This window comes from Edaphobacter sp. (genome assembly GCF_028283685.1).
In the GTDB taxonomy this organism is placed as follows: Bacteria; Acidobacteriota; Terriglobia; order Terriglobales; family Acidobacteriaceae; genus Edaphobacter.
Map to the genome: position 1 here is coordinate 526,661 of NZ_JAPWKF010000007.1, position 13,233 is coordinate 539,893.

Genomic DNA, 13,233 nt, shown 5'->3' on the forward strand with positions numbered 1-13,233 from the left:
GCTGTTTTCTCAGCCAAACTTTCGCGTTTCATGCTACGAATGAGTCATTGGCTCACAGGAACCACTGACGTTAACCTTCATCACGCAATACCTGTTGCTCTGCACGCTGAACCCATCCTCTGCCTCGGAGGTACCCATGTCTTCGCATAACCGCAAGCCGTTCCCCATTCGCACCACGCGCCGCCCCCTTAAAGTCGCCTTCCTCGGCCTCGCCGGGCTTCTCGCAGGCCTCCTCTCCGGATGCTCCTCCAGCACCGCCGCCCGATTCTCCGCCTGGTGCTCCGGCAGCAGCACCACGACCGCATCCCGGCGGATGGAAAACATCGACTATCGCAGCTCCCCCGCAATCCGGCACGCCCCCGTCCCCCGCTACCACCAGGCCACATCCGACCTCCGCCTGCACCTCTCCCACATCGACGGCATGGGGCATCGCTACGACGCCCGCTCCGCCCGTCCGTAAACGGCATTGCCGGGTTCCGCAGTTCCTGCCGCCGCCCGCAAAGATCGTCAGCAGGATCGCGCCACATCGCGGCTCTGCGTAAAGACGCTCTGTCCGTGACAGGCGTGAACAAATCGACAAATCACGCCAATCTCACTCTTTCGAGTCTGGAATCAAGCATCCTGAACGTCTTACCTTGCTTCTACATAGTTAGACGACCTCCATCAGGACGCTTCAAAGTCACCGTAAAGGCCGACCATGTCCAGCACTGCGACCGTTCCCGCGGATCACTCCGCTGAAGTGAGGCAGGGAGTTAATCCCTGGCTCATCGCCATGTCCGTCATGCTGGCCACCTTCATGGAGGTGCTCGACACCGCCATCGCCTCGGTCGCCCTGCCCTACATCGCCGGCTCCCTTTCGGCCTCCAACGATGAGGCCACCTGGGTCCTCACCAGCTACCTGGTCGCCAACGCCATCGTTCTGCCCGCCAGCAACTGGTGCTCTCTGCGCTTCGGACGCAAGCGATTCCTCGTCACCTGCGTCATCATCTTCACCGTCGCCAGCTTCGCCTGCGGAGCCGCACCCACGCTGCCTCTCATGCTGCTGGCCCGCATCGTCCAGGGCGCAGGCGGAGGTGCCCTCCAGCCGCTCTCGCAGGCCATCCTCTTCGAGTCCTTCCCTCCAGCCAAGCGCGGAGCCGCAGCCGCCGTCTTCGCCTTCGGAGTCGTCGTCGCCCCCGTCCTCGGCCCCACCCTCGGCGGCTGGCTCACCGACACCTACTCCTGGCGCTACGCCTTCTACATCAACATCCCCATCGGCATCCTCGCCATCGTCATGATCTCCCGCTTCGTTCACGACCCGCCTTACATTAAGAACGCCAAGGTTCCCCCCTTCGACAACCTCGGCTTCGGCACCCTCGTCGTCTGGACCGGCTGCCTCCAGATCATCCTCGACAAGGGGCAGGAAGACGACTGGTTCGGAGCTACCTGGCTGCGCTGGGCCTTCTGCTTCATGGTCACCGCCTTCGCCTGGTGGCTCTGGATCAGCTGGAAGCACCGAAACCCGCTCGTCAATCTCAAGATCCTCAAGGACCGCAACTTCGCCATCGGCTGCCTGCTCATCTTCCTCTTCGGCATCGCCATCTACTCCACCGTCACCGTGCTGCCGCTCTTCTACCAGGAGCTGCTCGGCTACACCGCCTTCACCGCCGGCATCGTCGTCGCTCCGCGCGGCATTGGAGCCGTCTGCGGCATGCCCATCATCGGCTACCTCTCCAACAAGGTCGATCCCCGCCTGCTGCTCACCTTCGGCTTCATCGTCTTCGGCCTCACCACCTTCTACTTCGGCGAGATCACCCTCGACGTCTCCCCCACCACCCTGCTGATCCCCATCCTCATCACCGGCTTCGGTCTCAGCTTCGTCTTCGTCCCCATCACCACCGCCGCCTACGGCACCCTGCCCAACGAGCAGCTCGGCAACGCCAGCGGCCTCTTCAACCTCATGCGCAACATCGGCGGCTCCATCGGCATCTCCGTCGCCCAGACGCTCATCACCCGCCGCAGCGCCGCCCACCAGAACTTCATCGCCAACGCCGTCCCCATCACCGGACAGCAGTTCCAGGAGCGCCTTCACGCCCTCCAAAGCTACTTCTCCCACGGCTACGGCGATGGCCCCTTCGGCCCCGGCAACTCCCTCGCCCCCGCCCAGGCTCGCATTTACATGGAGCTCCAGCGCCAGGCCACCACCTGGGCCTTCGTCGAGGTCTTCCGCTGGCTCTCCCTCCTCAGCTTCGGCTGCGTCTTCGCCGTCTGGATGCTCAAAAAAGTGAAGCCCGGCAAAGGCCCGGCCAACGTCCACTAGCGTGCATCGACATCGTTATCGCCCCCGCTGCAGCAGCGCGCAGCCCCAACAGGCCATCCAAACCGCCTGTCATCCCGACCGAAGGCGCGCAGCGCCGCAACGGAGGGACCTGCTTTTCGAACACAAACGCACCTTGCTTCGTCACATTCCCCACAATCTGCTCCACAGGCAATCCAAAACCCTCTAAGATTTCTCCGCAGCAGATCACCAGCGCAAGGAGCCAATCATGGCAAATCCATTCGTACACATGGAACTCAACACCCCCGACCAGGCCAAGGCAAAGTCCTTTTACGGCGATCTCTTCGGTTGGACCTTCGAGGAGATGGACATGGGTCCGGCCGGGACCTACTCCACCTTCAAGCCCGACAACGGCCCCGGCGGCGGCATCTTCTCCATACCCGACGCGCCCACCGCGAAGGCCTGGCTCCCCTACATCGGCGTCGAGAATCTCAAGTCCGCCACCGACAAGGCCATCTCCCTCGGAGCCAAGCTGCTCATGCGCGACCAGGAGGTTCCCGGCCACGGCTGGTTCTCCATCCTCACCGACCCCACCGGAGCCACCATCGCCCTCTGGGAATCGAAGAAGTAGGCCGCGCAGGCATCCTCTACCATCCCCGGCCTCCGCAGCCGTCAGGTAGTCTGCGCCAGCAGCAATCCGCCCACAGCGCGCTCCGCTGTCAAGCGAGCAATCGCAACAAGTCGTAAAGAATCTGACACTTGCAGGATGCCGATCAATTGATCCCAAACCGATACACTGGAATTCGGGCCCCCTTCCATCAGCAAAAGCACATCGATGCTTCAGGGGGAGGCGATCATCCCCCAAAGGTAACCGCGCCAAAAAATCGTTTCGATGGAATACTTTGCGAAAAATCGAACCGGGGGAGAGGGTCCTACTGCGGCGTGGTCGACGTCGTTGGTGTCGTCGGACTCGACGACCCAAACGAGCTGCCTGAACCCAAAGAATTATTCGACCCGAACGGGCTGCTGGAGTTCGTCGGCGAGGTCGAAGACCCGCTCGAACCAAATCCGTTCGTGCCCGTCGAGGAGGCCCCGCCCAGCAGCGCAGCATTCGCCTTCAGCTGCTCAATCCGCGGGTCGTAGAGAAACTCCCACGTCTGGTACGTCGTCTGCTCGTTCAACACGCTGATCGACTCACCTGTCTTCGAGCTGCCCACACCGACGATCGCGCCGCCGCCGCCAATCCCGCCGCTCGTCGCTGACTGGCTACTCACACCGGACGACGATCCCGACGAAGACGACACCGTAGAACCCGTCGAGGAAGAGCCCGTCAGCCCGGAGGTGCCCGAAGAAGAGGTCGAGCCGCCCAGGCTGAAGCCACCCGAAGTCGGACTCGAGCTTCCCAGAGAGCTCCCCAGCGAACCGGAGCTTCCGCCCACCGTCGACGTCTGCCCCGCCGAGACCATCGACGCCGCCGAGCCCAGGCCGCCTGAGCTTCCCGGCAGACCCGCCAGCGGCTGGCCGAAGAAGCCCTTCACCGTCGTCTTCGCCTCGCCCTGGTGAATGATCCTCCAGTCAGGCTTGCCCGTCATCGGGTCCTCGTACTTCTGCCGCAGAAAACGGATGTTGTTCGACTTCTCCAGCTGCTCGATGGTGCCGGGATAGTGGCCGAACTTGCGATAGTAGAGCTGGATCGCGCGGACATACTCGTTGCCGCGATGAATCGCCTCCACCTCGCGATCGCGCCGCAGCTCACGCGAGACCTTGGCCGCCGCAACCGACAGCGCCAGCAACACCAGGAACACCAGCACCACCGCGCCGAGGAGGATGTATCCCTCTTCGCCATTCTGCGCCGGAATGTCCCGTCTCGGCTGCATACGTCGGCTCTCTAGTGCATCACCAGCGGCAGTGTCTGCCGGTTGTTGTTGGTCTTGTCTTCCACGACCACCGAATTGTTCAGGACGGTGATCACCTGGTAGCGCCGCTGCACAATATCGCCATCCTTGGCCAGGAAGACATCCTGCCCATGCAATAGAAAGGCTTCGCGCTTGCCGCCCGAGATCGCCACACCGAAGAACTTCAGGTCGATCGGCGGTGGTGGAGGCGGCCCCAGCGGAGCCAGCGATACCGGCGTCGCCGTCACGCCCTTGGGCCGGGCCGCCGCCACCGGCTTGGGAATATCGACCGGTGCCGAGTTCGCGGAGAAGATGTTCCTTCCACTGCCCTCATATGCGACATGTTCGGCGGTCAGCATCGCCTCCATGTGCAGCGTCGGATCGAGCTGAGCTGAAGTCGTGCCTACGCTCTTTGCCGTCCCAGGCGTGGTGCGAGCCGCGTTCAATGTCGGTCCTGCATTAGGCGTCGGCACCGTCGCTGCGGGAGCAACCGCCGCAGGCCGCGGTGCCGGACTATCGTCACTCAGCTGGTAGTACAGAATTCCACCAGCGAGCAGCACAAACGCGCCAATCGCAAGGCCTTTCTTCTGCTGATCGGGAGTGAACCTCATTGCGTCGCACTCCCTTCCCCGGCATCATCCGGAACCGGATCGGCTGGTTTCTCCGGTTGTCCGCCAGGCACGCTGGGACGCAAATACGTCGTCAAACGCAGCCGCAGTCCGACCATGCCGCTCTGCTGTCCGGTCAGCGTGACCCCGCTGATCAGAAAGAACATCTTGTCCCGCTCCAGCGAGTTGATGAAAAGGACTAGCGGACGGTAATCACCATTGAGGCTCGCATCCATGCGAATTTCGGTCAAAGCCTTGCCGCTCTCCAGAACAGGCGAGTAGGCGTACTGCACACGCACCAGTTTGACGCCCTGCTTCGACGTCAGCGCACCCAGCTCGGTCAGCACCTGCGAATAAGAGACCGGAAGTCGTGCCTCGTAAAACTTGTCGGCGTCGGTGGTCGCGACTGAGAGCTTTTCATCCAGCCCTTCGAGCGGCTTCTTGGCGATCTCAGCCGTCTTCATCACGACCGTCTGCTGCGCCAGCGCACTTGCATCCTGGCTGTTCGCCCGCCGCCACGCCAATCCCATCTGCACCAGCAAGTAGAGATTGATCGCCGCCAGCACACCAACCACGCCGTAATACGTATTGCGCCGCGTCATCAGCCGCCGCGTCCGCTCGGAGACACCCTGCACGCTCTGTGCGACCGCTGCCACACGCGTCATCGGAGTCATCGCACACCTCCCTGCGGCGTCGCCAGGTGGCGCTGATTCGGAGGTGCGGCCTTCACGCCGCGAGCCCTGCGCGATATGGTCTGCGGTTTCGACGCCCCGTTTGCGTCTACCGCTCCGGTTGCACCAGTCTTCGGTGCCTTCGGTGTGCCTGCCTTCTTCGAAGAGGACTTACCGCTCTCAGACTTATCGGCCTTACCGGACTTCGCATCCTGCTGCAGCGGGTTGTAACCACTCAAGATGTCGAACTCAACCGCACCGGGCATTGTGGTCGGATGAAGCGCTACGCGGCCGGTATCCTGAGCCTGCATCTGCTCTCCCGAGAGCCGTGGGCTGATAAAGCGCTGCGAATGTTCGAGGTTGCGAACCAGCTCGACAGCGCGTTCCCGCTCCCCGCTGATGCGCAGACGGATGCTGACCTCGCCGGTCTTCGATGTGGTGGGATCGATGCTGGTGACCTGCACGCCGCCGGGCAGCACGCGCTCAAGATCCATCATCACCGAGGTCCAGCTGAATCCCTTGCGGGCGAAGAGTGCGTTGAGAAACTGGCTGCGCTCCAGGACTGCCATATTCTGCGGCTGCCGCATGCGCGACTCGTTCCGCTGACGCTCCTGCTGATACTGCTGCGTCTTGCCCTTGAGCGCATTCATCTCCGTCTCGGCAACATCCGCCTTGGCCCGCAGCGAGCGCAGCATGAACATAAAGATGATCGCCAGAACCACAAGCCCAATCGTCGCCAGCCTGAGTTTGGCAAAGAGCGGGCGCAGTTCGACAAAGGGCCGCGTTGCAAGATTGACCGAAACCCGCATTAGTTTCTCAACGCTCCTCGAACGCCTGCCAGCCAGCTGCGATCCACCCGCAAGCTGACGCCAGCGGCCAGTCCTTCGACGCTCAGCGCCTGCTGCACGTTCAACCCCGTCATGTCATAGGTCGCAAGCAGCGAACGCAGACTCTCTGCGGAGATCGTTCCGGCGGCGATCGCTGCATCCGGAAGCATCGAGAGCGTGTCTTCAAAGTAGGCCACGGCGACACTGATCGCCTGCACGATCTCGCGTGCATTCGACTGCTCTCCGGCCGTTGCCTCGATCAGCTGCGACTCAAAGCGCGCCTCCGCCTCCAGCTGCTCTACGGCAGCCGGGCCCTGTAACACCGGAACCGCGATCGGCTCGCTGATCTCACCGGAGAGATCCAGGGCACGATGCAGCAGCAGCGTTCCGCCGCGCACAATCGCCGTCGTGACGCCGTTGCGGCTGACGTTCACCAGCAGAATCGGAGCATCCTGTTCCTCGGCTCCCGCCAACGCGGCAAGGGTCGAGGGCAGCACTGCACCCGTGATGTAGCCGGCGGCACTCACAACACTCTCATATTCGGCGAGTACTTCGGCAGGCATCGCCACCGCGAGCACACGCACCATGCCGCTCTCCTGCGACATCACCTGGTAGCTCACCATCGCGTTCTCAACGTCGAACGGAACCAACTTCTTCAAACGGAAGCGGATGATAGGAAGCGCTTCGGCGGCCTTGGCAGGAAGCTCGTCGAACTCCAGCAACAGGACACGCACCGAGCTGTCCGGCACGATAAGCGTCAGGTAGCGAATGCGCTCCCCGCGCGATCCGGCGGCGGCATCAAGCGCCTCGCGCAGGGACGAGGTGATCAGCGCGTTGTTCTGAAACAGACCGCCTTTGAGGCCGGAGACAAATGCTCCCTCGGGCAGTGCACGCTCCGCGACGGCGGTCAGCAGCGCTGCTGCATCCTCAGCCCGCGCGGCGACGATTCCCTCGTGGCGAAGTTCGACCGCCAGCCTCGGGCGCGTCCCCAGATTTTTAGGAAGAATCTCCATCCCGTTCAGCTTACCTTGTTCTTTCCTGCGAGCCCTGCGCTAGCGGCCTGCCTCAATAAATGTCACCTTATTGATCTCTTTGAGGGTCGTGATTCCGGCCTTGACGCGCTCCAGCGCGGAATCGCGCAGGAAGGCCATTCCCTTCTCGCGAGCCTTCTTGCGGATCTCGCTTCCCGGCTTCTTCGAGAGCAGCATCTCGCGGATCTCGTCATCCAGCTCCAGCAGCTCATGAATAGCCGAACGGCCGCGATAGCCGGTTCCGCCGCACTCGATGCAGCCAGCTCCTTCGCGGAACGGAAACCCCCGCCAGTCCCGGGGCTCGAGACCGCTGGCTATCAGCTCTGCGTCGTCGTAGTACACGTCGCGCACGCAGAACTCGCAGATCTGACGCACCAGACGTTGCGCCAGGATGCAGTTCAACGCGGAGACGAAGTTGTACGGCTCGACGCCCATGTTCAGGAAGCGTCCCAGAACGTCGACCACGTTGTTTGCATGGACCGTGGTGAAGACGAGGTGACCGGTCAGCGCCGAGTTGATGGCGATCTGCGCGGTCTCCGCATCGCGGATCTCACCGACGAGGATCTTGTCCGGGTCATGACGCAGGATCGAACGCAGACCGCGGGCGAAGGTCAGCCCCTTCTTCTCGTTGACGGGAATCTGCGTGATGCCGCGAATCTGGTACTCGACCGGGTCTTCGATGGTGATGATCTTGTCCTCTTCGCTCTTGATCTCATTCAGAGCGGCGTAGAGGGTCGTCGTCTTACCGGAACCCGTCGGGCCGGTGACGAGCACCATGCCGTACGGCTCCTTGATGTAACGGCGGAAGCGTTCCAGGTCGCGTTCCGCGAACCCGACAACTTCGAGCGAGAGCTTCTTGAACTTCTCGCTCATCGACTCTTTATCGAGCACACGGAGCACGGCGTTTTCGCCGTGGACGGTCGGCATGATCGAGACGCGGAAGTCGATGAGGCGGCCCTTGTAAGCGAACACGGAAACGGCCGTCCTGTGGTACGCGGCGCTCGGCGATGTCGAGTTCGCTCATGACCTTGATACGCGAGAGGATCGTCTGGTGATGTTCGCGGGCGATAGGCGCCATGGCCTGCTGCAGCACGCCGTCGATGCGGTACTTTACCTGCAGCGAGTCGTCGAAGGTCTCGAGATGAATATCCGAGGCGCGGCGTTCGAGCGCGGTGAAGATCGTCGTATCCACCAGGCGAATGATGGGCGAGATGTCGTCCTCGCTGGTGAGCCGCTCGATAGAGATGTTCTCGTCCGGATTGTCGTCGTTTGAAAGCACGTCGAAGGCGAGGCCTTCGCTGGCCTCGTCGAGCACGCGCTGCGACTGCTCGGTCTTCTTCAGCAGCTCGTTGATCTGCGAGAGCGTTGCGACGCGGGTCTCGAGACGGGTACCCAGCAGGCCGGCGATCTCGTCGAGCACCATGAGCTTCGACGGGTCGGAGACTGCGATGGCGAGACGCTGCCCTACCTGCTCCAGCGGCACGAAGCTGTAGCGGAACATCATGTCGACAGGGACACGTTTGAACAGGTCGTGCTGAATCTTGAAGTTCTTAAGATCGACGAATTCGGAGTGGTAACGACGAGCGAGCGTCTGAGCCCGCTCCAACTCGTTAGCGCCCGCCTCAGCCAGCGGAATTGCCAGGGGAATATTCGCCATACCCGTAAGACTCCTGTGGTGCCTAACTGTTACAACATGAGCTCGGAAACTGGCCATCTCCGAGAGCCTGGCAATCCCCGCAGCTGGTTTCGCGCGGAGAGACGAGTCGGTGTACCCTCTAACTACAACAAAGTACGTGCCGATCGTACGATACGTTCGGGCCAGAGCTCCCTGCCATCGGCAAGTGGAACTGCTTCTCTATCGTACTATCCGGCCGGGCCGTTTATCAGCAACTGGAATCCGAAGAATCTCACATCATTTGGAGGACCTTTCGCCATGAGCAGCGCTGCCCCTTCCGTCCCCACCATCACCGGAAAAGCCATTAACTGGTCCATCCTCCTCAGCATTCTGCTGATCATCGCTGGATTCCTCACCCTGATGATTCCCTTCATCGGCGGCATCGGCATCGCCATCTTCGTCGGCTGGGCGATGGTGGTCAGCGGCGTCACTCACTTCATCTACGCCTTCAAGACGCACGCGGCAGGCAGCCTGCTGTGGGAGCTGCTGCTGGGCGCGGTCTACCTGATCACCGGCGTTTACGTTCTGCTGCATCCGCTGGCCGGTCTGGCTTCGCTGACGCTGCTGCTGGCGATCTATCTGTTCGTCGAGGCCATCTTCGAGGTCATCCATTACTTCCAGGTAAGGCCGCGCAGCGGGGCGGGATGGCTGCTCCTCGATGGGCTGGTGACCTTCGTCCTGGCGTTGATGATCTGGAGATCGTGGCCGGCCAGCGCTCTATGGGCGGTCGGAACGCTGGTCGGCATCAGCATGCTGTTCAGCGGCTTCTCGCGCCTGATGCTGGCTCTGGCAGCCAAGCGCGCGGTCAGCACGCTCCCGTAAAACCGCAGCTCACCATTACTTTGACGGGGCGTTGTCCGCGCTGTTCAGCGAGTTGATCAGCGCGTCGGCCTGCGCCATGGAACCGTCGATCTGCACCATCAGCACATCGACGTCGGTGGAGATCCGTGCGGAGGTGCCTTTGAGCGAGCCGATCGCGCGGGCATTGAGGTTGTGCTTGAGGAAGGTGACCTGGTCCTGGAAGGACTTCAGCACCGGCGTCATGCGGGCCTCGGTCTGGCGCATGGACTTGATGTACCCGGCCTCCTGCAGACGGGACTGGCGCAGCATGGCGGCCGACTGCTGCTTCAGGTTGCGGTTGTCCATGCCGTCGATCTCCTTCTGCCACTCCTTGAACATGTCGGAGGAGACCTGGTCGATGGACCCGATGCGATCGTGGAGCTTCTGTGCGCTGTCGGCGGCCTTTTCGTACTGGCCGTTCAACTCCTTGTAACTCTTCTCCAGCGATCCGCCCTGGAAGCCGGTGAGCTCCTGAAACCGCTCCATGGTGGTCTTAATCTGCTCCTTGGCCTGCTGTTGCTCCTTGCGCGAGTCCTTGACCCGGGAGACGAGGATGTCGCGTTTCTCCTTGCCCAGCGTCGCCATGGCCTTGTAGTAGGTGCGCGTACAGCCGGAGAGCAGGATCGCAACGGACAGGACCGGTATCGCATAACGATGTTTCACTGCAAAAGCCATCATTCCCTCTTACTTACCAGAGATCGTGTGGAGAGAAGAAGCTCAATGTTCTCCCGGGTTCTGCGAGCATACTAGAGAACTTTAGTTAAGCCATCCATGGACTTGCTGAATTTCACTTCGTGACGACGGGATGAAGACGCTTAGTGCCCCATACCGTTGGCGCTGAGGCTGAAGATCGGCAGGTAAAGCGCGATCAGGATCGTCACGACGACGACTCCCATGACGATCAGGATGAGCGGCTCGATGAGGCTCATCGCCGCGGTCAGGTTCGTCTGCACATCCTCTTCGAAGAACTCGGCGACGGAGTTGAGCATCTGCGGAAGAGCGCCGGTCGATTCGCCCACCTCGATCATCTCGATGGCGAGTTCTGGGAAGGCCTTGGTCTGCTCCAGGCTGCGAGCCAGCCCCTTGCCCTCGCGCACGGTTTCGACGGAACGAAAGACGGCGTTGGCGACCTGCTTGGAGTCGATCGACCGTGCCGCGGTTTCGAGCGAAGGCACCAGCGGCAGACCGCCGGTCAGCAGCGTCGACAGGGTTCGAGAGAAGAGGCCAACCTGATATTTGAGCCAGACAACACCGATGACGGGAAGGCTGATGCGTACCCTGTCGACTGCCATCGCTCCGGCATCGGTCTTGGTCCAGCGGAAGAATAAGAAGATCAGCGCGCCGACCACGGCCCCGAAGTAGATGCCATAATCCTGTGCCTTGTGCCCGAGGTTGAGCAGGAAGACAGTAAGCGAAGGCAGGGTCGTTCCCAGCTGCTCATAGAGCTGGCCAAACCGCGGAACGACAAACGTGATGAGGCCGATAAAGAGCACGATCACCATAATGATGAGCAATGCCGGATAGATGAGGCTGGCCGTCAGCTTCTTGCGGAAGGTCAGCGAGACGCGCTGAAAGCTGAGGAAGCGATCGAGCACCTCTTCCAGATTTCCCGAGCGTTCGCCAGCGAGGAGCGTCGTCGTGTAGACGATGGGAAAGCCACCCTGCGCCTCGAAGGCCTGCGAGATCGACTCGCCGGTCTTGACCCGAGCGGCAACATCCTCCAGTTGAAGGCGGAAGTGCATGACCTTCTGGCGCTTGCTGAGCAGTTCCAGCGAACCAAGGATCGGCAGGCCAGCACGGATGAGAGTGAGGAACTGCTGATTAAAGATGAGGAAGGTCTCAAGCTTGACCTTCTTGCGGCCAGCCGAGGCCATCGCACCCCGCGCTTTGACCGAGTAGACGTAATAGCCGGCCTGGGTGAAACGCGCGCGTAGCTCCTCGGCGCTCGCGGCCGTGTGGGTCTGTTCCTGCACACGACCTCGTTCGTCGGAGAGCCGGACCACAAACTCATTCATACGCTGCGTTTACCCTCGGAGACGAAAGATCGTTGCCCTTCCGCAGAAAGGCCGTCGCTCTTATCTTAGACGCTGCACAACAGGATTCGCCGGTTTGCGACGGACAGCAAAAAGCCCCGGCGCGAAACCGGGGCTCTTGTCAGAAGTTTCTTATCAGCGATTTAGACGCTGAAGCTGGAACCACAGCCGCAGGTCGACTTGACGGCAGCGTTCTCGAACTTGAAGCCAGCAGCCTCGAGAGTCTCGACGTAATCGACGGTGCAGTTAACCAGGTACATAGCCGAGGTCGCGTCGACGAAGACCTTGAGGTCCTCGAACTTATAGACCTTATCCATCATGCCGCTCTGATTCTCAAACGACATGGAGTACTGGAAACCAGAGCATCCGCCGCCGACCACGCCAATGCGCAGGCCCGCCGGAACCGGATCCTGAGACGACATGATGTCCTTCACCTTGGCGATCGCCGCAGGGGTAAGGTTCACCGGCTGGGTCGAAACTGGCGCTCCGGTAACAACTTCAGCGGTAGGGGTAACGGTTGCAGTGGACATCGAATCTCCTTGTTAGACCTTCTCAGTGTATGCCCGGCCTGGGTTGGGAGCAAGCCTGAAACCTCCCCAGGCGGAGCGGATCAGGGCCTATCCACTCCATATCTCTTTTAGATGCAGCCAGGGTTCGACGGATGCAGAGGTCCTTAAAGCTGGTACCATCAGGTTTGTCACCTCCACCAAAGCCTATGAAACCACTGCTCTTTCTCGCCGAGGCCTTCATTAATACGTTTGGCATCACGCAGCCAACGCCCGAGGCAGCAGATCGAGCCGCCAAGTTTATTGCAGCACTGATGGGCCTGGTTATTCTTGGCGTGCTGGGGGTAGGAGTCGCGGCCCTCTATATTCTGGTTCATCACTAGATAGAACCTGCCCAGATTCAACAGCCAAATTCCTGATTCGAAAATATTGGTGTTTTGTTCCAAGCGAGGCGTATTATGCCGTCGGACGGCGACCTGCTGCCACGCGAACCTGCTGCCGGCCCGCAAAGGACCAGCAGGTGAACCGCCCAATGTGGTTCGGCCCTTAAGTGGGTGGAGGTACAAAGTATGAGTGCAATTCCGATCATGCTCATTGTCTGGGGAGTGGTGGCAGCCTGTTTTCTCGCCCTACTCGCCTATCGCGGTCAGCTCACTCGCTACGAAGAAGACCAGCTCTTTCTCAGCAACTCCGAATCGCACGAACAACAGGAGCAGAAAGAGATTATCCGGAAGGTCAACCAGCTCCAGCCCGCCATCCGCGCCCTGGGAGTTGCCGCTGCGGCCATGACGGTCGGCATCGTCGGCATCTTTACCTACGACGCATGGCAGCGTCTGCAATAGCAGATCTGCGCAACCCAATCCTTTAGAAGCACCAGTTCCCGGGTCATC

At 61.1% G+C, this 13,233-nt stretch carries 14 protein-coding genes and 1 pseudogene; 6 read left to right on the forward strand and 9 right to left on the reverse strand.

Annotation, left to right across the window (positions count from 1 at the left end):
- Positions 1–136: 136 nt before the first annotated feature.
- The 3 genes from PW789_RS12930 (at position 137) to PW789_RS12940 (ending at position 2,888) form a co-directional block, all read left to right on the forward strand.
- Entirely contained in the window at positions 137–460 is a 324-nt protein-coding gene (locus PW789_RS12930; RefSeq protein ID WP_299377017.1) for a hypothetical protein, read from the forward strand.
- A 237-nt stretch (positions 461–697) separates the two neighbouring features.
- Entirely contained in the window at positions 698–2,299 is a 1,602-nt protein-coding gene (locus tag PW789_RS12935) for a DHA2 family efflux MFS transporter permease subunit (protein WP_299377019.1), read from the forward strand.
- A 226-nt stretch (positions 2,300–2,525) separates the two neighbouring features.
- On the forward strand, positions 2,526–2,888 hold the full coding sequence (locus PW789_RS12940; protein ID WP_299377021.1) for a VOC family protein: 363 nt from the start codon (positions 2,526–2,528) through the stop codon (positions 2,886–2,888).
- Positions 2,889–3,189: 301 nt separating this feature from the next.
- Here the strand turns inward: PW789_RS12940 and PW789_RS12945 are convergent, their stop codons facing one another.
- From PW789_RS12945 to PW789_RS12970, 6 genes and pseudogenes are all read right to left on the reverse strand, one after another.
- Complete coding sequence (locus PW789_RS12945; protein ID WP_299377023.1) at positions 3,190–4,134, reverse strand: type II secretion system protein; 945 nt, start codon at positions 4,132–4,134, stop codon at positions 3,190–3,192.
- 11 nt (positions 4,135–4,145) lie between these two features.
- Positions 4,146–4,763, reverse strand: coding sequence for a hypothetical protein (locus tag PW789_RS12950; RefSeq protein WP_299377025.1), 618 nt, complete (start codon positions 4,761–4,763; stop codon positions 4,146–4,148).
- On the reverse strand, positions 4,760–5,434 hold the full coding sequence (locus tag PW789_RS12955; RefSeq protein WP_299377026.1) for a hypothetical protein: 675 nt from the start codon (positions 5,432–5,434) through the stop codon (positions 4,760–4,762). Before PW789_RS12955 ends, PW789_RS12950 begins: the two co-directional genes overlap by 4 nt.
- Positions 5,431–6,240, reverse strand: coding sequence for a PilN domain-containing protein (locus tag PW789_RS12960; RefSeq protein WP_299377028.1), 810 nt, complete (start codon positions 6,238–6,240; stop codon positions 5,431–5,433). The genes PW789_RS12955 and PW789_RS12960 overlap by 4 nt, the downstream gene beginning before the upstream one ends.
- Entirely contained in the window at positions 6,240–7,271 is a 1,032-nt protein-coding gene (locus tag PW789_RS12965) for a hypothetical protein (protein WP_299377030.1), read from the reverse strand. The genes PW789_RS12960 and PW789_RS12965 overlap by 1 nt, the downstream gene beginning before the upstream one ends.
- A gap of 39 nt (positions 7,272–7,310) precedes the next feature.
- Positions 7,311–8,946: pseudogene (locus PW789_RS12970) on the reverse strand (GspE/PulE family protein).
- Between the two features lie 276 nt (positions 8,947–9,222).
- Here PW789_RS12970 and PW789_RS12975 point away from each other — a divergent pair.
- Positions 9,223–9,786 (forward strand): HdeD family acid-resistance protein, encoded by a 564-nt coding sequence (locus PW789_RS12975; RefSeq protein WP_299377032.1) that lies wholly within the window; start codon positions 9,223–9,225, stop codon positions 9,784–9,786.
- Positions 9,787–9,801: 15 nt separating this feature from the next.
- Here the strand turns inward: PW789_RS12975 and PW789_RS12980 are convergent, their stop codons facing one another.
- From PW789_RS12980 to PW789_RS12990, 3 genes are all read right to left on the reverse strand, one after another.
- Entirely contained in the window at positions 9,802–10,482 is a 681-nt protein-coding gene (locus PW789_RS12980; protein ID WP_299377034.1) for a DUF2959 family protein, read from the reverse strand.
- A 137-nt stretch (positions 10,483–10,619) separates the two neighbouring features.
- Positions 10,620–11,819, reverse strand: a complete 1,200-nt coding sequence (locus tag PW789_RS12985; RefSeq protein ID WP_299377036.1) for a type II secretion system F family protein — start codon at positions 11,817–11,819, stop codon at positions 10,620–10,622.
- Between the two features lie 161 nt (positions 11,820–11,980).
- A complete protein-coding gene (locus tag PW789_RS12990; protein ID WP_299377038.1) occupies positions 11,981–12,367 on the reverse strand; it encodes an iron-sulfur cluster assembly accessory protein in 387 nt (128 codons plus the stop codon).
- Positions 12,368–12,552: 185 nt separating this feature from the next.
- Here PW789_RS12990 and PW789_RS12995 point away from each other — a divergent pair, with 185 nt between their 5' ends.
- Entirely contained in the window at positions 12,553–12,726 is a 174-nt protein-coding gene (locus PW789_RS12995; protein ID WP_299377040.1) for a hypothetical protein, read from the forward strand.
- A 186-nt stretch (positions 12,727–12,912) separates the two neighbouring features.
- Complete coding sequence (locus PW789_RS13000; protein ID WP_299377042.1) at positions 12,913–13,185, forward strand: hypothetical protein; 273 nt, start codon at positions 12,913–12,915, stop codon at positions 13,183–13,185.
- Positions 13,186–13,233: the final 48 nt, after the last annotated feature.